Here is a 26,629-nt window from a genome sequence, read left to right as displayed (position 1 = left end):
AAGATTGTAAAGTTTTTTTTAATCTCACTTTTGTATTGTGGCTGCGATACCTAGCATGATATAATTAATCAAAATTTATTTAATAGGAGGATTTTTGACATGAAAATAAAATTGAATGTGATCGGAGCAATCATGGTAATGTCAATTGCGTATAATACTACTGCCGAGCAAAGTGTAACAGAACTCACTCAATCATATCGCGATCAACTAGTCACTCCAGCTTCTAGCACTGCCCCAACCGCCAGTATACCCAAACGCTCTCTGTTCATTGAAGATAATCTTTTATATTTGGTGGATGTAGAAGGACAGGAATATGAAGTTCCAATCGCTAATATAGACCTTTCTCCCTCTCCATTATTAGAATTTGTCGATGAGACAGTCGTTATACAAGCATTTGACCAAAACACTTTGGAAATGCTCGACACAACATACATAACTTTAGATCTTCCAATATATGCTGGATTTTACGCAACAGATGATTTCTATTTTACAGTTTCTGGTCAATCTCAGTGCAAAAACATTTCTATTGAAAACGGCAACATCACAGAAAAATGGCTACAAGATGCCAATTTAAAAGTTATCCAGATTAACAAATACGACAAAGCATTTAAATTATTAGACTCAGCTGCTATCAGAGCCGATGAGGCCAGTATCACATCTCCCTTTCAGCTTGGCAATGTCGCACTAACCAGCCACAATAATATGCTTCTACTTCACACTGCCAGAACGATGTTTAGCTCTGCAAGCGGTGTTCATCACCAGGCCCAGTTTACTGCAGCTATTGACACCAATTCTATGCTAGCAGAAGTGAGACTAGCTGGTGCTAGCAGATGGGCTCAACCCAACAATGTAAGCCACTCTTTTAATCAGTTCGCCGCGTTCGATGATAATCAGGCTATCCTACTCGACCATGGCAATGCTTTTCCGCGAGCACTTGTAATTACCCAATACGATCATGGCAATGCTCTAAAAGATGACTCCATTAATATTTTTGACATCCCAGGCTATCCCGGCGCTACTCAAACCGGGCTAACAGTGGGCGGCTTTGCCATCTCGGATCACAACTACATTACGGCAATAAATTCTATAGACTATCAACCAAAATATCACTTCTCAAACTCCGCCATTGTTGGTCTAAAAAAAGAAGAACGCGACATCGTCGTTTTGGTTACCAGCAAAGAATCTAGCAACACCACTCAAGTTGCGTTAACAGATTATTCAGGTACAAATACATTAGGCAGCACCCCAAAACTCGTCGACTTAAATAACAACACTTTTATGGTTATGTGGATGGAATTTACAGACTGCCAATATATTATCAACCCCGATAATTCAATAACCACCATCGCAACAGATAGCAACCTCAAATACGTCACCATCAATGAATATGGCACCAAGCTCTCAGATGTCCAAACATTTGAAGATGGAAAACTTTCTCAATTCGTTCAGCCTATTGCAACTGACGACAAGGTCATTTGGGTTGCAGGCGAAAATTACTATAGCATAGATTTCTAGCCTACTTAATGCACTATAAACTCTGCTACATCGGCTTCACCATCTACTGTAGCAGTTTTGCCGTCCCATAGTAACTTTGCAATTCCATAGTCTCCTGTTTCGTAGCCATACCCATCGCCTTTGTCTTGATACAAATTGAAAGTTGACGATTTGCCTCCGTATATATGAACTAGCAATTTGGTCTTTGCCGCATCTGCCGTACTCTGTGTTGCTTCTGTTCGCGGAATAATTGCCCCCTCTCTTACAAACAATGGAATTTTACTCAGGTCAGCATCGACAGTGATAGTTTTTCCTCCCTCAAACTTTTCGTCGCTATAGAAATTATACCATGCAGTACCTTTTGGCAAATACACTTCTCTAGTTTTCGCTACATTAAAAATTTCTGCAGAATCACTTTCATAATACATCGGTTCTGTAACCGGGCAAACCAGTATGTCGCCAAACATAAATTCGTCTTTCACTTCACAAGCAATGACATCTTCCGCAAAGTCAAATGCTAGCAATCTCATTATCGTATAGTCATCAAAATATACTGCCGCCGCCATAGAATATATATACGGTATCAATGTGTATCGAAGCTGATTGGCTGCCACTAGCGCATCATAAAATCTATGGTCCTCTTTGGCATCAAAGTTCCACATCTCTCGCCTGATGTCTGTTCCATGACTTCTAAACATCGGCATAAATACCCCATATTGAAACCATCTCACAAACAATTCTCTATAGCCAAGATCCTCTAGCCCTTTGTTGTACTTACCTTTCCAAAACCATTTTTCTCCATATTTTACAAAAAACGCACCTATATCCAGTGTCCAATACGGCAATCCCGAGGCACACAAATTGAGCCCTGCGACAATCTGCTTCGCAAACGTCTCCCACGATGCGCACGTATCTCCCGACCAGACGACAACGCCATATTTTTGACCTCCTGTATAACTACTTCTTGTTAGGTTTAAAACACGTTTAGAATCATCGACTTCTCGCTGCCCTTCATATATTGCCTGAGCATGAAACAGTGAATAAGAATTTGTGAGCTCTGCTGGCAGATACTTACTTGCTACCTCAAAAAATCTATAAAAATTATAGCTTGGCTCACGTTTAAAGCTACCACTAGTCCACTCGGGGCAAAACGGCTCGCTGCAGTCACACCAGAACGAATCAACTCCCTGGCTAAATAACCCGTCGTTTGTTTGCTTAAAATACAGCTTTCTAGCATCTGCGTCCAATGCGTTATAAATATTATGCGCTGGCAATAGCAGTCCCGCTGCCGCAAACTCTTTATAGTTTTCTGTAGTTGCATGCATGTTTGGCCACATCGATAGCATAAAATGAATATTCTGCTCTCGCAAAGTATTTGTCATCAGTCTCAAGTCTGGAAAACGATTTTTGTCTACCGTCTTTTGACCCCATCCATCTCCTTCCCATGATCTCCAATCCATTACAAGGCAATCTATGCCAATTTTTCTGTCTCTATATCCTTTGGCAACATCTAGTATTTCTGCCTGAGTCTCATATGCCTCCTGCGACTGTACAAACCCAAATGCCCATCTTGGTAGCATCGCAGCCTTGCCTGTTAGCAATCGATACCCATGAATCACATCATCAATCTTTGCGCCTGCTATAAAATAAAAGTCCATTTCTATATCGGCTTCTGTATAAAAATACGATCCATATGCAGTATCGCTAAATATTGCCGGGCTCGCCGTTGCTGATAGCAAGCCATATCCAGCAGTCGAAACTAGCATCGGTATTGCAATCTTTAGATTTGCCTGATGCAAATATTGTGTTGTACCTCTCAGGTTTAGCGTACCCTCTTCTGCCTGGCCCAGTCCATAGAGCTTCTCCCTTGTCTGAAACTGCAATCCCAGGCGTGTACGATACAAGTTTTTGTCAAACTCTTTGGCAGAGCTTTTAATCACCTGCTTCATCCCGTCTGGCGTTTCCTCTTCTTCTATTTGCAAATTTTTATCTACTACCACGCGCATCGATTCGAATTGCATCAGCTGGTGACTTTCAATTTCGGATTCCTGTAGCAATAGATTGCCCTTCTTGCTAAAATATTTTAGCTGTCCTGTCTCTTTTATAATATGGACCGTCAATAAACTCGTTTGCAGAACATAATGCTTTGGCTCTTCCGCAAGCGACCAACTGGTATAGTCGAGATCCTTTTCGATACCCGCACCCACCTCTGCTACAAAATCCTCGCGCTCTGTATATGTTACACGAATAATCTTATCATTTTGCGGCTTTAGTCTTAACTTTCCTCTAGCAGCAGTGAATGTCACAGCCGTATTTGTCTTTACAAAACTTTCTATTGCGTACGAAACTTTTGGAATCACTTTTAACATAATAAGCTCCTTTTTAAGTATAATTTATTTTATATTATATAATTTTTTTATAAAATTAAAAGGGGGTATTTTTACAGATTCTAGCAATTGTTGTTGTTCATTCTATGAATTTGTGATAAGATTAATTATGCGAATTACACGCATTTTTTATATACAAAGGAGGTCTAAAATGAATGAAACAATCAAAGTATTGAAAAAAATCTTTGAAAAATATGGAGATCAATTTTTAACAGATAGGGCTCAATACAAAGAAGTCGTTAAAACTTTGCTTATCAACGAAGACAGGAACTTGATACTTGCAGCAATTGACAAAGAAGTGGACATCGCTGTTGCAAATACCGTATCTTCCATTAACGACGAAAAAGCAATTGAGTTAATTGTTGCCGACTTAGTTACCCTATCCATGTGGAGATTTGATGCTGCCAAGCGTGCAGTCAATTATTTTGTACAAGCAAGATTTGATATTCAATACGATATTACTGAATTTAAGATTATCGATGAGGTGCTAGTAAAATATATTGGTTCCCAATCTGAAATTCAGATTCCAACTGGTGTACATATAATAGGACAAGAAGCTTTTGCAGATTGCCAAACCATAACTAGTCTCTCTATTCCAGAAGGCGTAGTTAGCATCGCAGACAAAGCATTTAACAACTGTCTAAACCTAATTAGTGTACTAATTCCAACCAGTCTTCTCAGCATTGGTGCCAGCGCGTTCAACAATTGCAGTGATTTAACCATGGTTGCCATGTCTAAAAACACCTCATCCAAAGATGCGATATCGCAATCTATTGTCTATGACGAAGCCTTCTCTGTGTACTCCACCGCAATTGCACCTATTAACGAAATCGGCGACTATGCTTTCCATGGATGTATAAATTTATCCCACATAACAATTCCCGAACATATAACACATATTGGAAACAATGCATTCAGCGATTGCTTAAGTTTAACGACAATTATTATTCCCGAAAGCGTTCTCAGCATCGGCTTTGGAGCATTTCATGATTGTGTCAGCCTCATCAACGTTATTTTACCTGATAATCTTACCGTTTTGGAAAGTCTTCTCTTTAGTAATTGTACTAGCCTAGTCACAATTCTTTTACCAGAAAACATAACTAAAATAGGTGATGAAACATTTCGAGGCTGCTCCAAATTGAAAAATATTTTTATTCCTGAAACTCTAACTCAAATTGGCAATCTTGCATTTAGCGAATGTGTCTATCTCGATAACGTAGTTATCCCTGCTGCAGTTACTCGTATCGGATTTGCCGCATTCAATAAATGTTTCAAATTATCTCATATCAATATTCCTGACGGCGTTATTCAAATCAAGAAATATACCTTCAATGAATGCACAAATTTATCTGCAGTTAGCATCCCCGACTCTGTTGCTGTCATTGGCAAATACGCCTTTAGCATGTGCGTGAGTATCGAAAAAATTACTCTTCCGGAGGGCATCCTAAAAATTGAGGAGTGGACATTTAACGATTGCCTAAGTCTTACGAGTATAAACCTACCTTCTACAGTTACTAGCATCGGCATTATGGCGTTTAATGGTTGTCGCAATCTTCCTAAAATTACCATTCCTCACGGCGTTACTAGCATTGGCGTTCGTGCGTTTAGCTATTGCTGGAACCTTACGGATATTGTCATTCCCAAAACTGTAACACACATCGATCACCTCGCGTTCTTTGCTTGTGTGAGTCTCAAAAATATCGATATCTCGCAGGGCGTCTCTAGTGTAGGTAATAACGTTTTTAGTGCTTGCTCCAGCTTATCCGAAGTGGCATTATCTGAGGGCGTTACTCTAGTTGGCGAAAAAATCTTTCTAAAGTGTAGTCGACTCACTCGCATCTCCCTACCTGCTAGTCTCAAGGTTATTACTGTTTCTCACAATGTACAGGAGTGGAACGCTCTCAACCAGGGCGTTATTCCTTCTCCTTTGCAGCATCTCGTGTTGCATTCAAATTATCAGCAAGATATTACTAATACCGATTGGCTTTGGAAGTTTTTGGTTTAAGTTTTTTTGCAAAGGTGGATATAATTTATTAAATTATTCACCTTTACTTTATGTTATTTTCACAACATTATATATTTAACATAAATTTTAATTTTAGTACATATTATTTATTGTTCGACATTTATACTATATTAAATTAGAAAGGAAATTTTAGTTATGACCAAAAAATTTTTATTAGCCATAACAACTTGTCTTGTATTTACTGCATGCGCATCTACAAATACCGATAATATAGCTACAAATACCGATATCATAGACGGCATTTTTGCTCCTTCCCAAGCCATCAATCTAATTATTCCTTATGAAGCTGGTGGCAATTCTGATATTCCAGCACGAATCATGGTCCAATATATGAATGAAGCCGCTGATACAGAAATCAAAATCACTAATATTGTAGGAGCGGGAGGTAGAACTGGATTTTCAGAAATGTTAAAATCTAATCCTGATGGATACACCTTATCCCTACACTCTTCAGGATTTATTATGCAACACGCCTTAGGAATTGCCGATTTTACATACGAAGATGCACAGCCAATTGGCTATTTGTTAGATTCAACCATGGCTGTTGTAGTATCAGCAGATTCTCCTTATCACACTATGGACGATTTAATTAATGCTGCTAAATCAGCTCCCGGCACAATAAAAATAGGCTCAGTAACAGGAACTCTTCCATTATTTGGAGTTTTACAAATCGAGCAAGAAAAAGATGTAGAATTTCATAAAGTTGATCTAGGAGTTGGTTCTAAATCTCCCGAACTTCTTGGCGGCAGAATCGATGGATATGTAGATGGTTTTGGTGCAGTAAAACAATATATTGATAGCGGGGACTTTAGATGTTTAGGGATTATTTCCGATATAGAGCAACCAGGATATGAAGATATTCCAACATTTGCAGAATTGGGCTTCGAAAATTATGCCTATTTAAAACAAGATTTTGGATTGTGGGCTCCTTTAAACACCCCAGAACCTGTGCTTCAATATGTGAATAATCTTATCCAAGAAGCTAGCAACAACCCAGAATGCATCGAAGAATTAGCAAACATCAGTTTTCAGCCAAAGTATATGGATACATCATTATATATCGAAGAATTAACATCCAATTATATTGCATTTGACGAAGCCGCTGCGGCTATAATTCAGTAAGGTGGGTTTATGGGTGAGATAATATTTAATATCATATTAATCATACTTAGTATTGGAATGTATGTTGCCACGTATCGTTTCCCTGTAAGTATAATCGATAAATCTGGCGGAGCCGCATTATTTCCTCGAATCGTTATAATCGGCTTAATTGTATTGTTAATCATTCGCACAGTAATAATACTAAAATCTCAAGCTGAAAAAGACAAACAATTTATATTTTTAGAGATATTCGTTGGTCGAAGGCTTGCTTTTTATCTGTTATTCATAGCATATGCATTAACTATTACCACTTTAGGCTTTTTCATTAGTAGCAGCATTTTTCTTGCTATTGCTATACCATTTTTATATAAACTACAACATGGAAATTTTATGAATAAAAAACAAATCATCACTACCATCGTAACTTCTACCATTAGTGTATATGTACTATATTTTATATTTACTAATTACTTTAATGTTATGCTACCTAGTGGCATTTTTAATATATAAGGGAGGAACTGTATGGAATTTTTAGAATTGCTACAAAATATAATGAATTTTGAATGTTTATCCCTTATTTTAATAGGTGTAATTATCGGAAATGTTTTTGGTTGTATTCCAGGATTAAACGGTCCTATAGCTGTCGCGCTTATACTTCCAGTAACTTTTTCATTAGAAGTAATTCCATCAATGAGCTTAATAATGGGAATATATATGGGAAGCGTAACTGGCGGAACAGCCGCCTCAGTCGCAACTACATTTGATGGCTACCCAATGACACAAAACGGACGTGCTGCAGATGCATTATCTATCGGCGCCTTTGCTTCTGTTTTTGGAGGATTATTTAGCGCAGTAGTATTACTCTTTTTAGCACCAACACTATCATCTATGGCTATAGCATTTGGTCCTTGGGAGTACTTTGGAACTGCTGTCTTATCATTATCCTTAGTATGTTCGATGATGAGTGGAAAAAGACTCAAAGGATTTATTGCTATGATGATAGGATTATTACTTACCACTGTAGGTATGAGCCCTGTTGATGGCATTGCCTCACGATATACTTTTGGATTGTCAGGTCTTGAAAATGGATTTGATTTGGTTGTAGTTATTATAGGTGTTTTTGCCTTACCTGAAATAATTTACTCACTTGGCAATATATCCGATAAACCGGTACCTGCACAAGTAGAAAAAAAATGGTTTTATGCACCAAAATTATCTTCTATTAAAAAGAACTTTAAAGTTATGCTTCAGGGGAGTTTTTTAGGAACTGCAATTGGCATCTTACCCGGAATGGGTGGTGGGGCCGCTGGTCTTATTTCATACGAACAAGCTAAACGTAGCTCAAAAACTCCAGAAAAATTTGGAACAGGTCATGAGGCAGGTATATACTCTTGTGAAAGCGCTAATAATGCAACAACTGGCGGAGCACTTGTGCCAATGCTTGCTTTAGGAGTACCCGGCGATACAGTCACTGCTATTATAATGGGAGCAATAGCACTTCAAGGACTTACTCCAGGCCCCACTCTTAGCATGCAGCAACCAGAACTATTTAGAACTATTATCTTAATTGTATTTGTTGCCAACATTTTTATGTATTTATACCAAGCCACAACCATTCGATTTATGGCCAAAATAATCGATATCCCTAAGTACCTTTTATTTCCAATAGTAGCAGTATTTTGTGCTATAGGCGTTATCAGTATAAATAATAGTATGTTTGACCTATTGCTCCAGCTTATCCGAAGTGGCATTATCTGAGGGCGTTACTCTAGTTGGCGAAAAAATCTTTCTAAAGTGTAGTCGACTCACTCGCATCTCCCTACCTGCTAGTCTCAAGGTTATTACTGTTTCTCACAATGTACAGGAGTGGAACGCTCTCAACCAGGGCGTTATTCCTTCTCCTTTGCAGCATCTCGTGTTGCATTCAAATTATCAGCAAGATATTACTAATACCGATTGGCTTTGGAAGTTTTTGGTTTAAGCATAGATAAACGAAAAGCGAAGCAAACATCTGCCCTATAATCTGGGGCAGTTATTTTTTTATGCGCTTCATATTAGCTTTATGCATATCATTTATTATATTCTAAAAATCGTTATCCCCATATAACAAAGTTAAGGAGCAAAACATTATGAGCCTGTTTCCAACAATCAAAAAATATGTACAAAAAGATGATACTTTAATTCATTCAGATGAAAACAGCAAAGACTATATTGATACTGTAGATTTATGCAAAAAACATAGCCCCGGTGGATTATCAGCTTTTATAAAGATGCACCTCCCCGTAGCAACGACCATGACTCGCACTATATGGGAAAATAAAATCAGTGCCTCCTCTATCAAAAAAAATCCAAAAAAAGGCAATATTACTATTTCAGATGATGATTTTGTACAATTAGAAGAGTATATCAAATCTTTGGATATCGATTTAGTTGGGTATACCAAAGTTTTGCCCGCAAACATCTTCACAGCTCATTCAATTTTATACGAAAATGCTATTGTAATCATTATGAAAATGAAGCCCGAAGAAATCGAAACATCTCCATCTGTCGCATCTCTCAAAGAAGTTTTTAGAACATATTACGGTTTGGGTGTTGCAGTAAATAAGATTTCCAGCTTCCTGCGAGAAAAGGGATTTAATGCCATGGCGGGTCCTGCAATGGAAGGCGATACCAACTATGTTGCCTTAGCAGAAAATGCGGGACTTGGAGCAATCGGCAAACATGGCATGCTCATTACCGACAAAGATTACGGCCCTAGCTTACGAATTGCCGTCGTCTATACTGATATCGAAAATTTACCATTTGCAACTCAAAACGAACACCTGTGGATTAAAGACTTTTGCAAAAAATGTGGCAAATGCGCTCGAAATTGTCCCGCCCAAGCGATCAATGATCAGTACGTTGACGAAACCAAATGCATCCTTCCTTTCTCCGAACAACACGGCTGTGGCGTCTGTCTTAAATCATGCACATTCTTCTCAAAGGACTACGCAACTATCAAAGCACTAGTCGATAAACAAAAAGCGAAGCAAACATCTGCCCTATAATCTGGGGCAGTTATTTTTTTGCGCAAAAAAAGAGACCATTATGGCCCCTTAAATAAAACTAGCTATCACCAGCGAAATTACTATATATATTAGAGAAATCACTAGCAATGGTTTTCCAGGATTCTTTTTATATAGATTCTTCTGTTTTTTATATTCCTTATAATCATATATCGTTTTAAATGTATGCTTCTTAAACATTTTACTGCTCACAAAGCTAATTCCATCAAACAGATCCATCGCACTGGTTGCTATTATCAATGCAGGAAAAAACAGACACAGCCCGACCACAAATAGGCAATCCGCTATATTTATTAGGCTAAAAGAGAAGTCGAATATGAAGTACATTAGCAATAATGCAGCTACGAGTGTCGCTGCAACGGTTTTTATTATTCCCTTATTGCTCACTGGTATATCTTTCTATTTCTTCGGTATTTGCAAGCACAAAATGCCCCGGTTTTATCTCATGCATAGTCGGCTTTTCGTCTGCATAGTTGTGTGCTTCTTCTGGGTTATATACTATTCGAGTCCTCTTTTTCTCGTAGCGCGGGTCTGGTAATGGCACTGCTGATAATAATGATTTTGTATACGGATGAATCGGGTTTGCAAACAACTCATCAGATTCTGCAAGCTCCACCAAGTTGCCCATATACATTACTCCTATTCTGTCGCTAAAGTATTTTACTACAGACAGGTCGTGCGCAATAAACATTATTGTTAAGTCAAATTCATGACGCAAATCGTTTAGCAAGTTGATTATTTGCGCTTGTATTGATACGTCCAATGCGGAGATCGGCTCATCTGCTATCAAAAATTTTGGATTTAGCACCAACGCTCTTGCTATACCGATTCGCTGCCTTTGCCCCCCGCTAAACTCATGCGGATACCTATTGCCGTGCTCTGGCACCAGCCCCACGACTTCTAGCATCTCATTGACTTTTTGCGTAATCACCGCATCCTTTTTTTCGCCCATAATTCTCAAGCCTTCTGCTATAATTTCTTTTACTGTCATTCGCGGGTCTAGCGAGGCTATCGGATCCTGAAAAATCATCTGCATATTCTGCATCAGAGCCCTATCAATATGGGTGTTAATTTTCTTCTTACGCTCTATCTCTTCTTTTTCTTCTTTTATCACATTCTTAATAAATGTTTTCTCCGATTCAGTTTTACTCTTTTTTAGCGACTTCTTTGCAGATTTAATATTAATTTCATTAAACTCTGTTCCTTCCACTATCGACTGTCCCAAAAACTCTACTTTTCCCGCAGTGGCATCGTTCAGGCGAATCAGTGTTCTTCCAGTTGTAGTCTTTCCGCAACCTGACTCTCCAACCAACCCAAAAATTTCTCCCTTATAAATCTCAAAGCTAATGCCATCCACAGCTTTAACCACCAACTGCTGCTTTCCTCTTCCAGATTTAAAATGCACCTTAAGGTCTTGAATTGATATTATCGGCTCTTTATTTTCCATCATTTCCCTCCTCACCATACATTTTGCTCATGCGTTCGATTCTCTCATCAAGGATAGTAGGCCTCTCAACTTTTGGACAGTCTGGGTGCAGTAGCCACGTCGCCGCATAGTGAGTATCGGACACTTTAAACATCGGCGGTTGCTCTTCTAAGTCTATTGCCATCGCATACTCACTCCTTAACGCAAACGCATCTCCCTTTGGAGGAAATCTCATATCTGGCGGTGTACCCGGAATTGTAAGTAGGCGGTCTTTGGATGTTAGGTCTGGCATTGATCCTAGCATTGCCCAAGTATATGGATGCTGCGGATTATAAAAGATATCTTCTACTCCTCCTATTTCTTGGATTTTACCTGCATACATAACAGCGATTCTGTCCGCTATATTTGCCACGACACCCAAGTCATGCGTAATAAATATTACTGTCAGATTATGCTTTTCTTTAAGTTTTTCTATAAGCTCCAGTATTTGCGATTGAATTGTAACGTCCAATGCTGTTGTTGGCTCATCGCATATTAAAATGTCAGGGTTTTGCGTCAATACTATTGCAATAACTATGCGTTGGCGCATCCCTCCCGAAAATTGAAATGGATATTGATTAAAACGCTTTTCGGGCTCCGGAATCCCAACTTCTCTCATAACTTCTAGTGCGCGCGCCTTTGCTTCTTTTTTGGTTACACGTCTTCGACTTGCAATAGCATCTTTTTTTTGTTCTATCTGCTTACGAAGCTCTTGCTTATCTAACTTATCGGGATTTTTAGATATTGCAGCCAACTCTTTTTTCATTTTATTGATATCGGCCTTATATTCATCCAATGCCCTAACTTTGGCTGCCGCTTCTGCCGCTTCCATTATCTTCTTTGTTTCTTCAAGTCTTGGTTTCAGTTTTTCTATCGCACTCTTGTTTTTCTTCTTCTCTTCTTTTAGCAACTGCATCTCGCGCTTTACTGTAAAATATCTCACGCGCTCCATATGACAAATTTGCTCCGTACGGTTTTTAATATGATCCCCATTTAGAATCAAACCTTCTGTAATTTGCTTTCCAATTTTCATAATAGGATTTAAACTAGAGAGCGGATCCTGGTAAATCATACCAATCTTCTTGCCGCGAATGTTTTGATACTCTTCTTCTGTAATCTTAAGCAAGTCTTCTCCGTCATACATAATAGACCCGCTCATAATTCGTGCATTTCCTGCTAATATCCCCATCACGGCTCTGGTTGTAACAGACTTTCCAGATCCCGATTCTCCAACGATCGCTAAAGTTTCTCCCTCTTCCAGTTCAAAGTTGATATCTCGAACTGCTTGAACATCACCAGAAATAGTCTTAAACGAAATTGATAAATTTTCTACTTTTAACTTTGCCATTTATTCAACCCCCCTTAAAGATGGATTAAATGCGTCTCTTAGTGCATTTCCAAACATATTAAACGTAATCATAAGTATCGATATAATTACAGATGGGAATATTGTTAGGTATGGATACATTTGCAAAAACGCTCGCGCATCAGAAAGCAACACACCGATAGACACGCCTGTAAAATGCATTCCCAAAATATTAAACGACTGCCCATGTCCAATTCCATAACCCAAATATGATAACGATGCTTCTAGGAAAATAACTGAAGGTATTGACAAAACACTTGCTGTTATTATTGTTCCAATTCCGTTCGGTAATATGTGTCTAAAAATTAAACGCCTATCTTTGGCTCCCATAGTTCTAGATGCGAGGACATACTCTCTGCCCTTATATCTATAAAACTGCATCCTCGTTACTGACTGGAATCCTACCCAACCATTAATTATCAATATCAAAAATAGCGTTGTGATTCCTGGGTCCATCAAAACAACCAAAATAGATAGCACCACAAGCCATGGCAATCGTCCCATTAGCTCCGCAAAACGCTGCATCAACAAGTCAGCTGTGCCACCGTAATATCCTGCAATTGCGCCGTAGATTACTCCCACTATCACGTTGATAATTGTTGTTACTACACCCATAAGCAATGACGTTCTAAGACCTACCCATATCAACGAAAATAAGTCGCGACCCGCGGCGCTCGTTCCAAACCAAAAGTATGGCAGCTCCTCATATCCTAAATATGCCTGATAATCCAAATACACTTCATACGAAAAATATTCTTTGTCATCAATCACAATAACATCATTCTTTTTAACAACTTCTCTAATCGGAAATCCTTCTTCAAAAAACCATCCATCGGGATTATCAGGGTTCGGAATAGGTTCTACTCCCCACTGCGCTACCAATTTATCATACTCCTCAGATGAAAATGCTATTTCATGGGTTAAATCAAATGCGGCAATGTATCTATTATATCTAAATGTTGCCACAATCATTTCTCCGTTTTGACGAACATAGCTTCCGGCACCATCTACTATAGGATACAACGATAATGCGTATCCAGAATTTTCAAAAACAGGTGCCTCACTAGAGCTCTCTATCACTTTTACACTCTCAATCATAGCTGCAGAAGAAAGTCCACCTCCTGTCATTCGCAATCTCAACTTAGAAAATATATCTCCAAAAATTTCTGGCTTCAATTTATATAATTCCAGTTCATGTAATCCGGCTTCATTTAGAGTTGCTATCACTTCATAAGTTCCTGGTTTGGTTTGCAATAGCACTTCTACTGCCGCGTCACCTGTCAATTCATATAGATTTATAGCAAGTTTCGGATTGCTCGCTTTCGTAAACACCAAATAATCTTTCGATTCCACGGTCATTTCTGTAGAGTCATAATCTAACCTCATAACAGACTGTCCACCGGTTACAATTGCAGATTTCTCGGTGCTCATCACCACATCATTTTTGAGGGTATCCATCTCCACTGCCTTAGGATTATACCCAGTTGGCAAATATAAGCCGGTTTGTTCATCATAGGTCGATGGGTCAATTGGCTTATTCTCTACCAACACAGTTCCATCCATCACCCCAAGCTTTTCAATTACTGGTATTCTAGGAGGCAAAAACGCTAGTTTTTCATTCAGCTTCACATACTCTTTTCCTGTCAAAGCTGGCATAAACATCGAACACAACACAATAAATAGCAAAATAAAAGTCGCAACAACATTAGTCTTATTCTTTGCAAAACGAATCATAACATCTTTCATAGAAGAGACTGGCTTTCCTTCTATCTTTTGATCATAGATTTTTTCATCTTTTTGAATAAACTTAAATTTATCTTGCTCTATTTTTCTGTTTTCCATCTATCTGACACCTCCCATTCTAATTCTAGGATCAATAAGTCCATACGTTAGGTCGACAATTAGCACTGCAGAGAGTCCAATGCAAGTATAAAACGCTGTAGATGCTAACAACAAATTATAGTCATATGCATTCTTAGTTAATGCGCGAAGAAATATAGTTCCTGTTCCTGGCACTGAATATATTTGTTCTATAATTACCGAGCCAGACAAAAGCCCCGCAAACGACCCAATAATTCCTGGTACCAATGGCACAAGCGAATTTCTCAATGCATGTCTTATTACAGACTGCTTTCTTGTAAGTCCCTTTGTTCTTGCTAGTAACAAATACTCCGACGTTAATACTTCGGTCAACTCCGCTCTTGTAGTACGAGTTAACCCTGCAATAGGCCCAAATGTCATGGCAAGTACTGGCAATATGTACCCACGAATTCGCAACATGATCTCTGCGTCTTTTGGCGGAAATATTGTTGGTACCCAATCCAGTCCATATCCAAAAATCATAACTAGCATAACCATAATTACAAAACTCGGTATCGAAATCATTATCATAACCATAAACGAAATCACATTATCTGCTAGCTTATTCTTTTTTAATGCCGCCCATATCCCCAAGCCCAATCCAATCGGGGTGTAGAAAAATAATGCAATAATATTGATAGTCAATGTAGTTGCCATACGATCCTTAATTATATCAAATACCGGTCTACCAACTTCAACGCGCGTAGACTGTCCAAAATCTAGACGAAAAATTACATTGCCCATCCAGTTAAAATACTGCTCACTAATAGGCACCTGCAAATACGCACGAATAAAATCGCCTTTATCTTCATAATAAGAATTTCTAACAGTCGTTGCAGTTGACATTTGGTAACGAATTTCTTCCATTTCCTCTTGATCACTTACCAACGTAACTTCCATATAGCCATCCGATACTTGCTTGTTATAATATGCAGTTTTCTCATCCTCTGTAGTTGGCGGATACGCTGGGGCCAACTTAAATAATACAAAGTTCATCGATAATATTGCAAATAACATCACAAAAATCCAAGCTATACGAGTTGCAATATACCTAGCCATTGACATCACTTCCTTTCATCTATCTAAAAAAAAGAGCCAAGAACATAGAGTTCTCGGCCCATCATGCATCGTATTTCACAATTGTGACCGAGCATTCTGTGTTATAAATTACCTCGCCGCTATTTTCACTTGTCATATTTTTTGTCTTCGGCATCAGTTTCATTTATCACAAATATTTCACTTTACTACTATCGCAACTTACTCTTACCTCGGAACGAACTCTTGCGCAATAGCATCTTCTTCATCTGTAACTTTCACCTCTCTCGTAGTTTATATCGTAGGCTCATCTTTTGTTGTTGCTACCTTATTTTTCTATTCCTCCTCCGTTGCTTCAGCTGGAGTTGCTTTGTCAACAAGCTCCGCATCTATAATAACTACCACTGGTCCTGTTTTTTCATCAACATTCTCTACTTTTTCTGGCACAACGTCAGTATCCCATTCTACTACTTCTGATTCTTCCGCCACTGGTGCAGCTTCTTCTACCACCGGCTCAGCTTCTACCACTGGTGTAACTTCTTCTACTACCGGCTCAACTTCTACCACTGGTGTAACTTCTTCTACTACCGGCTCAGCTTCTTCTACCACTGGTGTAACTTCTTCTACTACCGGCTCACTTCTACCACTGGTGCACTTCTTCTACCACCGGCTCAGCTTCTACCACTGGTGTAACTTCTTCTACTACCGGCTCACTTCTACCACTGGTGCAACTTCTTCTACCACCGGCTCAGCTTCTACCACTGGTGCAACTTCTTCTACTACCGGCTCAGCTTCTACCACTGGTGCAACTTCTTCTACCACCGGCTCAGCTTCTTCTACTACCACTGGTGCAACTTCTTCTACTACCGGCTCAGCTTCTTCTACTACCACTGGTGCAACTTCTTCTACCACCGGCTCAGCTTCTTCTACTACCACTGGTGCAACTTCTTCTACTACCAGCTCAGCTTCTTCTACCACCGGCTCAGTTTCTTCTACTACCGGCTCAGCTTCTTCTACTACCGGCTCAGTTTCTTCTACCGCTGGCTCATCTTCTTCTACCGCTGGCTCATCTTCTTCTGTAGTTGCTTCATCCGCTTCGTCAGTTACTTTTTCAACTTTTTCTGATTTCTTAAGCACTTCTGTTCCCTCAAAAATTTCTGTTTCAGTATTGAGTACAGAACTAATAGCGTTGAATGACCACATCTCTTTTACCAACTCGCCATCGTCTGTTGTATATATAACAGGAATTTCTGCAACGTTGGTGTCGATGCCCCAGTTTAATGTAAATCCAGAACGGTCATCATCTGCGAATACATCCAAGTATGATGCCGCATTTAGCTGTGACCCTCCTATCGCACCCACCGCTAAGTCGAATTCTCCACTTTGCATATGGTCGTCGTAGATTCCTGGGAAGTCTTTTGCCATCGCATCAACCACTACTTTGATGTTATGCTTTTTGCTATTGAATGCTTCTTCGAATGCACCCTTCAAATAATCTCCCATAAGTGCTTGAGATTCTGAACCACTAAAGAAATAGAACTCGATTTTGATTTCATCTCCATTTTTGTAAACGCCATCCGCAACTAATTTGTCGAGCGCTTTTTCAAAAGAAGCTTTCGCCGCATCAAGGTTGTAGCCATGTGTTGATGGTGATAATGTTTTTCCTACGCTTTCTCCAGCTTCTGTATTACGGAACGCTATACCTTCTTCTGGTTCAACGACATACGCTTCAGTAAACATATACATTGCTGGCTCCACAGTTTTTAGAACGTCTTTTGCCAGTTTTTTCCTATCCACTGCTAGATACATTGCTTTTTTGAAGTCTGGGTTCGCAAGAAGAGGCTCTGGGACCCAAGTACCATCTGGGAATTGTTTTACTTGTTCTTCTCTAGTGCCTAATCCATTAATCGCGATTCTATATACAACGGATCCCGGAATAGTTTTAAGCCCTGGATGATTTTTGAACTCGTCATATTGTGTGGATGGCAATCCTCGGTAATCTAATTTTCCAGCCTTAAACTCTTCGAATGCCATCTCTGTATCTGCAATGATAGTGATGTTTTGGCCTGTTAACATATATTTATCTGCATTATGAAATTTCTCATTTTTCTTAAGTCTTACGATTTTGTCGCTTTCATAATAATCCACATAGAATGGCCCACTATAGCCTATTGTAGTCTCGCTAGTACCATACTTATCGCCCAACGCTTCGTACATTTCAGTATGAACTGGTGATAATACAAACGAAGATAAATTATACTTAATGTTCCACTCAGATTGGTCTTCTATATATGTTAACTCCAGCGTATTGTCATCTATTAATTTGATTCCAACATCTTCCCAATCAGCCAGCCCATCTACAAAATTTTGCGCATTTAAAATTCCAGATTCTGTTGAGCAGAAGTCTCCTCCACCACTCACGGCTCTCATCCATTTATTTTCAAGTGCAAGCTTAAATGTTTCATAAAAATCTACAGCATTAATATTGGTGTCTGTAACCATTGATGTGTCCGCATTTTCATTAAACATCCACTCTTGATCTTTAATTTTAATTTGCCATGTTTTTGCAATTACTTTACCACTTGGCAAAACTGTTGGGTTAATAGGAATAGGCAGCTCTGCAGCCATAGACGGTTTTATCTCATAGCCAGTTTTATCTGCATTAAACTCAAATGTATATAGAGAACCGAGATAATTATCCATATAATCTGAGTCTGTTGATCCTTCATATAGCCAGTGATTCCAAGTCTGAGGGTTTGTAGAGTACGCAACTCTGTATGTGTATTCCCCAGCTTTTCCTGGCTTTCCGTCTTCCATCAATACCGTAGAATCGTCCGCAGAAATAGTTCTATCGCTTAATCCTCCAAAACCTAGTCCTGGAACGTATTCATCCACTGGTAATTGAATACGACTAGAATATAATCCATATCCCGCACCTTCATATAAAGGAATACCACCTGTTTGAGTGTTAATCAAATACTCTTCTGCTGCGGCCATAAATGTGTGTCGAGTATCTGGAGTTGCAAACTTAAAATTATATGTGCCTGTTGGATATGTAACCTCTAGGGTCGTTTCTTCTTTTGCTTCTGTTTTTACTTCTTCTTTTACTTCTGTTTTGGTTTCTGTTTTGGTTTCTGTTTTGGTTTCTGTTTTGGTTTCTATTTGAGATTCTTCTTCCTTAGGTGCTTCAGTTGTAGTCACCGCCGCCGAATCAGCGCTTTCGTCTTCTGCGCAGCCAACAAAAGCTGTTGCCACTACTGTTGCCAATAATAACGCACCATATAAACGTAAATTTCTAATTTTCATGTCGATATCTCCTTTAATAGTTAATAGTTAATAGTTTAACAAATTATCTCGCATTCTTTAAGCTATTTAGTTATAGTTCAACTCCTCCAATACTAAAACATAAACTTTTTCGCAATCTATTTATAACCTTTTTTTGCACATATTTAACATTTATGCACTGCCATGTATTATATTATACACAATTATCCGACAAATGCAAGAGTTAAATATTTCTTTTTCATTTTTTCAGGCATTATTTTATTTCTCTATAACATTTTCATAATATTTCCATAACCTTTTTATGTTAATTAGAACTTTTATCTTTTGAATCCTGCATTTCTGATAAATAAACTCAACTGTATTTCTCAAAGTTCATGTTATTTTTTACAGCTTATTTCCGTATTTCTGTCCCCTCAAAAATTTCTGTCTCCGCATTTAGCACCGAGCTTATAGCATTGAACGACCACATCTGCGTTACGACCTCGCCATCCTCTTCTACATATGTGACAGGAATATTGGCATCGCTGGTGTTAATGCCCCAGTTTAATGTGTATCCAGCGCGATCATCATCCGTAAATACATTTAAGTGCGATGCCGCATTTAGTTTAGATCCCCCCAAGGCGGCAAGCGCTAAATCAAATTCTCCCGTTGAAAAATAGTTAGCGTAAATTTCTTTTGCCATAGTATCGACAGTTACTTTTATATCATATTTTTCGCTGTAAAATGCTTCTTCAAATGCTGTCTTAAAATAATCTCCTAGCAATGCCTGAGTTTCTGAACCGCTAAAAAAGTAAAACTCAATTTTAATCTCATCGCCATTTTTATATACGCCATCTGCTACTAATGTATCGAGTGCTTTTTCAAACAACGCCTTCGCTGCATCTAAGTTGTATCCATGAGATGATGGCGAAAGCGTTTTGCCCACCTCTTTGCCCCACTCGGTATCGCGAAACGGAACGCCTTCTTCTGGCTCCACAAAATATGCCCGCGGAAATAAATACATAGACGGCTCAACAGTTTTCATAATGTCTTTTGCGAGTTTATTTCTATCCACTACCAAATACATTGCTTTCTTAAAATCCGCATTGGCAAGAATAGGCTCCGGCATCCACGTTACATCAGGAAACGTCTTTAGCTGTTCTTCTTGCGTTCCAAATCCATTAATTGCGACTCTATATACAGCAGATCCTGGCGTTGTCTTAAGCCCCGGGTGATTTTTAAATTCGTCATACTGCGTCGCTGGCAACGATCGATAATCTAGCTTCCCGACCTTAAACTCTTCGAATGCCATCTCCGCATCTGCAATGATGGTGATCGTTTGCCCTGTTGCCATATATTTATCTGCGCTATGAAATTTTTCGTTCTTCTTCATTCTTACCACTTTATCGCTTTCATAATAGTCTGGATAAAAGGGTCCGTGATACGCCGTTGTCACTTCATTAGTCCCGTACTGGTCACCCAATGCGGCATACATTTCGGTATGAATTGGCGATAACGCAAACGATGATAAAGCATACTTCACATTCCACTCAGACTGCTCTTCTACATATGTTAACTCCAACGTATTCGCATCGATTAACTTAATCCCAACCTCTTCCCAAGCCACCATTCCATCTGCAAACTCTTGCGCATTTAAAATTCCATATTCTGTTGAGCAAAAATCTCCACCACCACTCACGGCTCTTAACCACTGATTTTCGAGTGCTAATTTGAATGTATCATAAACGTCTATAGCATTAATTTTGGTATCTTTTACCATAGACATATCTGTATCTTCATTAAATACCCACTCCAAATCCTTAATTTTGATTTGCCACGTTTTCGCTATCTCCTTACCGCTTGCCAAAGTTTTTGAGTTAATCGGAATCGGCGCTCCGGCGGCCATAGATGGATTTAGCTCATAGCTTGTTTTATCCGCATTAAATTCGAATTTGTATAAAGAATCTAAGTAGTTGACCATATAATCGGCATCTATAAAACTGGCATATAACCATTGATTCCATGTTTGAGGATTTGAAGAATACACAATTCGATATGTATACTCTCCCTCTTTGCCCGGCTTTCCATCTTCCATCAATACCGTCGAGTCATCTGCGGCAAACGTTATGTCGCTTAAGTCTCCAAATTCCATAACCGGAACATATTCATCAACAGGCAATTGGACACGACTAGAATATAATCCATATACATCGCTCGTAAACAAGGGAATTCCGCCTGTCTGAGTAGTTAGCAAATATTCTTCTGCTGCAGCCATAAAGGCATGCCTCGTCTGTGAATCTGCAAACTTAAAGTTATATGTACCCGTTGGATACGTCACTTCTGTAGCTTCGGTAACTTCGGTAGCATCTGCAACTTTCGCAGCTTCTGCCGCCTCTACATGCACCTCCACTTTTGTTGCGTCTGAAGTTGCGCACCCCACACCAGCCACTGTCGTCATCATCGCCAATACTACAGCACCGCGTAAACGCAAATTTCTGATTTTCATACTACCGCTCCCTTCTTTACTATTATCACTACTTCCGTACTTCTGTCCCCTCAAAAATTTCTGTCTCCGCATTTAGCACCGAGCTTATAGCATTGAACGACCACATCTGCGTTACTACCTCGCCATCCTCTTCTACATATGTGACAGGAATATTGGCGTCGCTGGTGTTGATGCCCCAGTTTAATGTCATATCAGCGCGGTTGTCATCTATAAATACCTCCAAATATGATGCCGCGTTCAATTTTGATCCACCCAACACGCTAATCGATAGATCAAATTCTCCAGTTTGTCTATGATCATTGTAGATGTCTTTTGGCTCCGGCTCCACAATTACTTTGATGTTATGCTTCTCACTGTTAAACGCTTCTTCAAACGCTGTTTTTACATAATCTCCCATGAGCGCCTGTGTTTCTAAGCCACTAAAAATGTAAAACTCAATTTTAATCTCATCGCCATTTTTATATACGCCATCTGCTACCAATGTATCGAGCGCTTTTTCAAACAACGCCTTCGCTGCATCTAAGTTGTATCCATGAGTTGATGGCGAAAGCGTTTTGCCCACCTCTTTACCCCACTTAGTATCGCGAAACGGAACGCCTTCTTCTGGCTCCACAATATATGCATCAGATAGTAAATACATAGACGGTTCCACAGTTTTCATAATATCTTTTGCGAGCTTTTTTCTATCCAACGCCAAATACATCGCTTTCTTAAAATCCGCATTGGCAAGAATAGGCTCCGGTATCCACGTTACATCAGGAAACGTCTTTAGCTGTTCTTCTTGCGTTCCAAATCCATTAATTGCAATTCTATATACAGCAGCTCCCGGAACCGTTTTCAACCCCGGATGATTCTTAAACTCCTCATACTGCGTTGTCGGCAACGTATTGTAATCTAGCTTCCCAGCCTTAAACTCTTCGAATGCCATCTCCGCATCTGCAATGATGGTGATCGTTTGTCCTGTTGCCATATATTTATCTGCGCTATGAAACTTTTCGTTCTTCTTCATTCTCACCACTTTATCGCTCTCATAATAGTCTGGATAAAAAGGTCCGTGATACGCCGTTGTAACTTCATTAGTACCGTACTGATCACCCAATGCGGCATACATTTCGGTATGAATTGGTGATAACGCAAACGCCGATAGCGCGTATTTCACATTCCACTCAGACTGATCTTCTACATATGTTAGCTCTAGCGTATTTTCATCAATTAGCTTAATTCCAACATCCTCCCAATCAGCCGTTTCGTCTACAAATTCTTGCGCATTCAAAATTCCTAGTTCTGTTGAGCAAAAGTCTCCGCCGCCACTGACAGCTTTTAGCCATCTATTTTCGAGTGCCAGTTTGAATGTATCATAAAAGTCTATAGCATTAATTTTGGTATCTTTTACCATGGACATATCTGTGTTTTCATTAAAGACCCACTCCAAATCCTTAATTTTGATTTGCCACGTTTTCGCTATCTGTTTACCGCTTGGCAAAGTTTTTGGGTTAATCGGAATCGGCGCTCCGTCGGCCATAGATGGATTTATTTCATAGCTTGTTTTATCTGAATTAAACTCAAATCTATACAACGAATCTATATAATTTTTTATATAATCTATATCTAAAGCTCCTTCGTATCGCCACTGATTCCAGGTTTGAGGATTGGTCAGAGATGTTGTTCTATACGTATACTCTCCTATCTTACCTGGCTTTCCGTCTTCCATCAATATCGTCGAGTCATCTGCAGCAAAAGCGATATCACTCACCTCTCCAAATTCTAAGACCGGAACATATTCATCCACAGGCAATTGAATTCGGCTAGAATATAATCCATATGCATCGCTCGTAAACAAGGGGATTCCACCTGTCTGAGTCGTTAGCAAATATTCTTCTGCTGCGGCCATAAAGGCATGTCTCGTCTGTGAATCTGCAAACTTAAAGTTATATGTACCTGTTGGATATGTCACTTCTGTTTCTGTCGCATCTGTAACTTTTGCAGTTTCTGTAGCCTCTGCCTCAGTTTTTACTGCCTCCGAATTCGCACTCGCCTCTTCTACGCATCCCACACAAGCTGTTGCCACTAATGTTGCCAATGTTAAAAGACCACATAAACGTATATTTCTCATTTTCATATTACCTGCCCCCTTTATTTTTTCATTAAAAATTTATTAATTATACATCCAAGTATATTCATTTTTTTGTAATATGCAAGACTTAAATGCTATTTTTTCATTTCTCCAAAATTTTTTCTATATTTCGTAATATTTTTATATTTATCTCATCGCATTCAGAATTTTTTTTTGTATTATCTTTCATTTTCATAAATATGATTTTTAAAAATATATCAATTTTTTTTGATTTAATTATTGACAAAAGTTCGTAACTTACATATAATATATTTATAACAAAATAATTTGATATGACAAAAAGGAGAGATTCCCTTGACCAATGCTCAGACCGCAAAAATATTTAAAGCTCTTTGCGATGAAAACAGAGTAGCCATACTACAACTTCTTCAATCTGGTAGTAAATGTGCCTGCGACATTGCCGATCACCTAAATTTGGCTCAGTCTAAGCTTTCTTATCATATGAAAATTCTATGCGAAAGCGGCTTTGTAGAATGTTGGTACGTTGGAAAATGGACACACTACAAGATCAGCATCGAAGGTAGTCTCGCTGCAATCACAATTTTACAAGCACTAACAACGATAGATACAGATAACGTAGCTAGTTCTTGTGAATCAGTTCTCTAACAATATACCGCTATATTTTTTTTAGTATATAGATCAAAAATAATTGATTTAATTCAAACAGGGGGAGTCATCATGTGGGATTTTATTCAAAACCAGATCTTGGGGATGCATTGGTTAAATGATATCGTAGGCACTCTGCTTACCGCCACAGGCCTAGATATTACCTCAAAACTCGGAGGCAGCTTGCAGTTTTTTATATACGATGTATTAAAAATTACAGTTTTACTTTGCGTATTAATTTTCATCATCTCGTATATACAAAGTTATTTTCCACCGGAGCGCAGTAAGCGAATCTTAAGCAAATTTAAAGGCATCAGCGCCAATATCGTATCGGCTTTGCTCGGCACTGTCACACCGTTTTGCTCTTGCTCATCGATTCCATTATTTATGGGCTTTACAAGTGCGGGGCTACCCATCGGCGTTACGTTTTCATTTTTGATATCGTCGCCAATGGTAGACCTTGGAAGCTTGGTCTTACTTATGAGCATTTTTGGCACCAAAGTTGCTATTGTATATGTCGTTGTCGGTCTTATTATTGCAGTAGTTGGTGGCACTCTCCTCGACAAAATGGGAATGGCCAAACACGTCGAATCGTTTATTTTAACAGCAAACAATATAGATATCGATTCTCCAAATTTAACAAAGCACGAAAGAGTTCAGTATGCCAAAGAGCAAATGAGATCTACATTTAAAAAAGTTTTTCCATATATACTAATAGGCGTTGGCATCGGTGCCATAATTCACAATTGGATTCCGCAAAATATTATCGAAACCGTTCTAGGCAGTGATAATCCATTTGGCGTTATTCTTGCTACATTGGTGGGGATTCCAATGTATGCCGATATCTTTGGTACCATTCCCATTGCCGAAGCATTACTTACCAAGGGGGCACAACTTGGAACTATACTTGCATTTATGATGGCCGTTACAACACTCAGCTTGCCTTCTATGATTATGCTACGCAAAGCTGTAAAGCCAAAACTACTTTGGTCCTTTATCTCAATCTGTGCCGGTGGTATAATACTTGTTGGCTATTTATTTAATTTGTTGCAACCATTTTTAGTTTAGCCCACGTATTAACAAGGAGGATATAATGAATAAAAAAATACTTCAGATTATTGTACCCATCGCCATGGTTGGTGTTGTTGCATGTATATGGTATACGCAAGATCAGACCGAAAAAGCTTCAATCGCTAAGCAAGAATCCATCGTCTATGAATCTCCAGATTTTAGCCTACACACTAGCAATGTGGATCTCGAAAAATTGACAATCCATAATTTGCCAATTATAATAGATTTTGGAGCAGACGAATGCGCACCTTGCAAAGCTATGGCACCTGTACTAGATAAAGTCAATGCTGATATGCAAGGAAAAGCCATCATAAAATTCGTTGATGTATGGAAATATCCTAAAGGAGCGTACGGATTTCCTATACAGGTTATTCCAACTCAGCTTATTTTTAACGCAGATGGAACTCCATATGTACCGAGCGAGGACGTTGCGGCTATATTGAAATTTGATAACTACGCAAACAAAACTACCAAAGATCATATGTATACTGTTCACGTAGGAGGATTAACCGAAGAACAAATGCGCGCAATCTTAAGCGACATGGGGGTTTCATAAATGGACACAATACTAAACTCAATTTCTACTATTATAAGCGAAAACTTTTGGATAGCACCATTTCTAGCTTTTATTGCTGGAGTTTTAACTTCGTTTACACCGTGTTCTCTATCTAGCGTACCTCTAGTTGTTGGGTATGTTGGAGGCACTGGTCGATCTACTTCTAAAGCTTTCAAATTGTCTCTAACATTTGCAGTAGGGCAAGCAATTACGTTTACCCTGCTTGGATTTACCGCTACTTTGGCCGGAAGTATAATAGGCACATCATCTCGATGGTGGTATATGGGCCTCGGAGTTCTTATGCTACTCATGGCATTGCAAACCTGGGGAATATACGAGATTATTCCTTCTAGCTATCTGGTATCCAAGAGCACAAAAAAAGGATATGCTGGAGCGCTAATTGCAGGAATACTTGCTGGGGTATTTTCATCGCCTTGCTCGACACCAGTTTTAATCGCCTTGCTTGCCATTGTTGCGGGCTCTGGCAATATGGCGTGGGGCCTAATGCTATTATTACTTTATTCGATAGGCCACGGCTTTTTAGCAGTCATTAGCGGAACTTCTATTGGGTTTGTACAAAAACTTTCTCGCAACCCAAAATACGGTACGATCAGTAATATTTTAAAAATAATGATGGGAACACTGATTTGCTTAATCGGTTTTTATATGTTCTATTTGGCGTTTTAAAATAAG

General features: G+C 39.0%; 20 protein-coding genes. 10 read left to right on the top strand and 10 right to left on the bottom strand.

Features of this window, described 5'->3' with window-relative positions:
- Positions 1-99: 99 nt before the first annotated feature.
- Positions 100-1,515: a hypothetical protein gene (locus tag PCY70_RS02540; RefSeq protein ID WP_305768326.1), complete on the top strand. Its 1,416-nt coding sequence runs from the start codon at positions 100-102 to the stop codon at positions 1,513-1,515.
- Between the two features lie 5 nt (positions 1,516-1,520).
- Here PCY70_RS02540 and PCY70_RS02535 read toward each other — a convergent pair whose 3' ends face one another.
- A complete protein-coding gene (locus tag PCY70_RS02535; protein WP_305768325.1) occupies positions 1,521-3,863 on the bottom strand; it encodes a glycoside hydrolase family 31 protein in 2,343 nt (780 codons plus the stop codon).
- Between the two features lie 169 nt (positions 3,864-4,032).
- Between PCY70_RS02535 and PCY70_RS02530 the strand changes: the two genes are divergently transcribed.
- The 5 genes from PCY70_RS02530 (at position 4,033) to PCY70_RS02510 (ending at position 10,055) form a co-directional block, all read left to right on the top strand.
- On the top strand, positions 4,033-5,886 hold the full coding sequence (locus PCY70_RS02530) for a leucine-rich repeat domain-containing protein (RefSeq protein ID WP_305768324.1): 1,854 nt from the start codon (positions 4,033-4,035) through the stop codon (positions 5,884-5,886).
- A 156-nt stretch (positions 5,887-6,042) separates the two neighbouring features.
- Positions 6,043-7,029 carry a tripartite tricarboxylate transporter substrate binding protein gene (locus tag PCY70_RS02525; RefSeq protein ID WP_305768323.1) on the top strand — a complete coding sequence of 329 codons (987 nt, stop codon included), beginning with the start codon at positions 6,043-6,045 and terminating at the stop codon, positions 7,027-7,029.
- 9 nt (positions 7,030-7,038) lie between these two features.
- Positions 7,039-7,518, top strand: a complete 480-nt coding sequence (locus tag PCY70_RS02520; protein ID WP_010169066.1) for a tripartite tricarboxylate transporter TctB family protein — start codon at positions 7,039-7,041, stop codon at positions 7,516-7,518.
- 12 nt (positions 7,519-7,530) lie between these two features.
- Entirely contained in the window at positions 7,531-8,766 is a 1,236-nt protein-coding gene (locus PCY70_RS02515) for a tripartite tricarboxylate transporter permease (RefSeq protein WP_305768322.1), read from the top strand.
- 371 nt (positions 8,767-9,137) lie between these two features.
- Positions 9,138-10,055 (top strand): 4Fe-4S binding protein, encoded by a 918-nt coding sequence (locus PCY70_RS02510; protein WP_305768321.1) that lies wholly within the window; start codon positions 9,138-9,140, stop codon positions 10,053-10,055.
- Positions 10,056-10,103: 48 nt separating this feature from the next.
- On the opposite strand, the gene PCY70_RS02505 is transcribed toward PCY70_RS02510, so the two are convergent.
- The 9 genes from PCY70_RS02505 to PCY70_RS02465 form a co-directional block, all read right to left on the bottom strand.
- Positions 10,104-10,460, bottom strand: a complete 357-nt coding sequence (locus PCY70_RS02505; RefSeq protein WP_305768320.1) for a DUF3899 domain-containing protein — start codon at positions 10,458-10,460, stop codon at positions 10,104-10,106.
- Positions 10,450-11,520 (bottom strand): ABC transporter ATP-binding protein, encoded by a 1,071-nt coding sequence (locus PCY70_RS02500; RefSeq protein ID WP_010169069.1) that lies wholly within the window; start codon positions 11,518-11,520, stop codon positions 10,450-10,452. The genes PCY70_RS02505 and PCY70_RS02500 overlap by 11 nt, the downstream gene beginning before the upstream one ends.
- Complete coding sequence (locus tag PCY70_RS02495; RefSeq protein WP_029488362.1) at positions 11,510-12,886, bottom strand: ABC transporter ATP-binding protein; 1,377 nt, start codon at positions 12,884-12,886, stop codon at positions 11,510-11,512. The genes PCY70_RS02500 and PCY70_RS02495 overlap by 11 nt, the downstream gene beginning before the upstream one ends.
- Positions 12,887-14,746 carry an ABC transporter permease gene (locus PCY70_RS02490; protein ID WP_305768319.1) on the bottom strand — a complete coding sequence of 620 codons (1,860 nt, stop codon included), beginning with the start codon at positions 14,744-14,746 and terminating at the stop codon, positions 12,887-12,889. It abuts the gene before it with no gap.
- Positions 14,747-15,823 carry an ABC transporter permease gene (locus PCY70_RS02485; protein WP_305768318.1) on the bottom strand — a complete coding sequence of 359 codons (1,077 nt, stop codon included), beginning with the start codon at positions 15,821-15,823 and terminating at the stop codon, positions 14,747-14,749. It lies immediately after the preceding gene.
- A 312-nt stretch (positions 15,824-16,135) separates the two neighbouring features.
- Positions 16,136-16,408 (bottom strand): hypothetical protein, encoded by a 273-nt coding sequence (locus tag PCY70_RS02480; protein WP_305768317.1) that lies wholly within the window; start codon positions 16,406-16,408, stop codon positions 16,136-16,138.
- 93 nt (positions 16,409-16,501) lie between these two features.
- A complete protein-coding gene (locus tag PCY70_RS02475) occupies positions 16,502-19,105 on the bottom strand; it encodes a peptide ABC transporter substrate-binding protein (protein WP_305768316.1) in 2,604 nt (867 codons plus the stop codon).
- A 370-nt stretch (positions 19,106-19,475) separates the two neighbouring features.
- The gene (locus tag PCY70_RS02470; RefSeq protein ID WP_305768315.1) at positions 19,476-21,569 is read right to left on the bottom strand and encodes an ABC transporter substrate-binding protein; all 2,094 of its coding nucleotides are present in this window, start codon (positions 21,567-21,569) and stop codon (positions 19,476-19,478) included.
- Between the two features lie 28 nt (positions 21,570-21,597).
- On the bottom strand, positions 21,598-23,688 hold the full coding sequence (locus PCY70_RS02465) for an ABC transporter substrate-binding protein (protein WP_305768314.1): 2,091 nt from the start codon (positions 23,686-23,688) through the stop codon (positions 21,598-21,600).
- A 303-nt stretch (positions 23,689-23,991) separates the two neighbouring features.
- Between PCY70_RS02465 and PCY70_RS02460 the strand changes: the two genes are divergently transcribed.
- From PCY70_RS02460 to PCY70_RS02445, 4 genes are all read left to right on the top strand, one after another.
- Complete coding sequence (locus PCY70_RS02460; protein WP_416387536.1) at positions 23,992-24,309, top strand: ArsR/SmtB family transcription factor; 318 nt, start codon at positions 23,992-23,994, stop codon at positions 24,307-24,309.
- Between the two features lie 72 nt (positions 24,310-24,381).
- On the top strand, positions 24,382-25,377 hold the full coding sequence (locus PCY70_RS02455; RefSeq protein WP_305768312.1) for a permease: 996 nt from the start codon (positions 24,382-24,384) through the stop codon (positions 25,375-25,377).
- A 25-nt stretch (positions 25,378-25,402) separates the two neighbouring features.
- The gene (locus PCY70_RS02450; RefSeq protein ID WP_305768311.1) at positions 25,403-25,936 is read left to right on the top strand and encodes a thioredoxin family protein; all 534 of its coding nucleotides are present in this window, start codon (positions 25,403-25,405) and stop codon (positions 25,934-25,936) included.
- Complete coding sequence (locus PCY70_RS02445) at positions 25,937-26,623, top strand: cytochrome c biogenesis protein CcdA (protein ID WP_305768310.1); 687 nt, start codon at positions 25,937-25,939, stop codon at positions 26,621-26,623.
- Positions 26,624-26,629 lie beyond the last annotated feature (6 nt).

This window comes from Candidatus Epulonipiscium viviparus (genome assembly GCF_030708075.1).
GTDB lineage: Bacteria > Bacillota > Clostridia > Lachnospirales > Cellulosilyticaceae > Epulonipiscioides > Epulonipiscioides viviparus.
The sequence above is the reverse complement of the archived record's forward strand: the minus strand, read 5'-3'. Positions and strand labels throughout refer to the sequence as shown.

Bases quoted from the DNA above. Each gene is read 5' to 3' on its own strand.
- PCY70_RS02445 (WP_305768310.1), top strand. From the start codon at position 25,937: ATGGACACAATACTAAACTCAATTTCTACTATTATAAGCGAAAACTTT.
- PCY70_RS02490 (WP_305768319.1), bottom strand. From the start codon at position 14,746: ATGGAAAACAGAAAAATAGAGCAAGATAAATTTAAGTTTATTCAAAAA.
- PCY70_RS02530 (WP_305768324.1), top strand. From the start codon at position 4,033: ATGAATGAAACAATCAAAGTATTGAAAAAAATCTTTGAAAAATATGGA.
- PCY70_RS02470 (WP_305768315.1), bottom strand. From the start codon at position 21,569: ATGAAAATCAGAAATTTGCGTTTACGCGGTGCTGTAGTATTGGCGATG.
- PCY70_RS02475 (WP_305768316.1), bottom strand. From the start codon at position 19,105: ATGAAAATTAGAAATTTACGTTTATATGGTGCGTTATTATTGGCAACA.
- PCY70_RS02540 (WP_305768326.1), top strand. From the start codon at position 100: ATGAAAATAAAATTGAATGTGATCGGAGCAATCATGGTAATGTCAATT.
- PCY70_RS02500 (WP_010169069.1), bottom strand. From the start codon at position 11,520: ATGGAAAATAAAGAGCCGATAATATCAATTCAAGACCTTAAGGTGCAT.
- PCY70_RS02525 (WP_305768323.1), top strand. From the start codon at position 6,043: ATGACCAAAAAATTTTTATTAGCCATAACAACTTGTCTTGTATTTACT.
- PCY70_RS02450 (WP_305768311.1), top strand. From the start codon at position 25,403: ATGAATAAAAAAATACTTCAGATTATTGTACCCATCGCCATGGTTGGT.
- PCY70_RS02510 (WP_305768321.1), top strand. From the start codon at position 9,138: ATGAGCCTGTTTCCAACAATCAAAAAATATGTACAAAAAGATGATACT.
- PCY70_RS02485 (WP_305768318.1), bottom strand. From the start codon at position 15,823: ATGGCTAGGTATATTGCAACTCGTATAGCTTGGATTTTTGTGATGTTA.
- PCY70_RS02495 (WP_029488362.1), bottom strand. From the start codon at position 12,886: ATGGCAAAGTTAAAAGTAGAAAATTTATCAATTTCGTTTAAGACTATT.
- PCY70_RS02535 (WP_305768325.1), bottom strand. From the start codon at position 3,863: ATGTTAAAAGTGATTCCAAAAGTTTCGTACGCAATAGAAAGTTTTGTA.
- PCY70_RS02465 (WP_305768314.1), bottom strand. From the start codon at position 23,688: ATGAAAATGAGAAATATACGTTTATGTGGTCTTTTAACATTGGCAACA.
- PCY70_RS02515 (WP_305768322.1), top strand. From the start codon at position 7,531: ATGGAATTTTTAGAATTGCTACAAAATATAATGAATTTTGAATGTTTA.
- PCY70_RS02455 (WP_305768312.1), top strand. From the start codon at position 24,382: ATGTGGGATTTTATTCAAAACCAGATCTTGGGGATGCATTGGTTAAAT.
- PCY70_RS02520 (WP_010169066.1), top strand. From the start codon at position 7,039: ATGGGTGAGATAATATTTAATATCATATTAATCATACTTAGTATTGGA.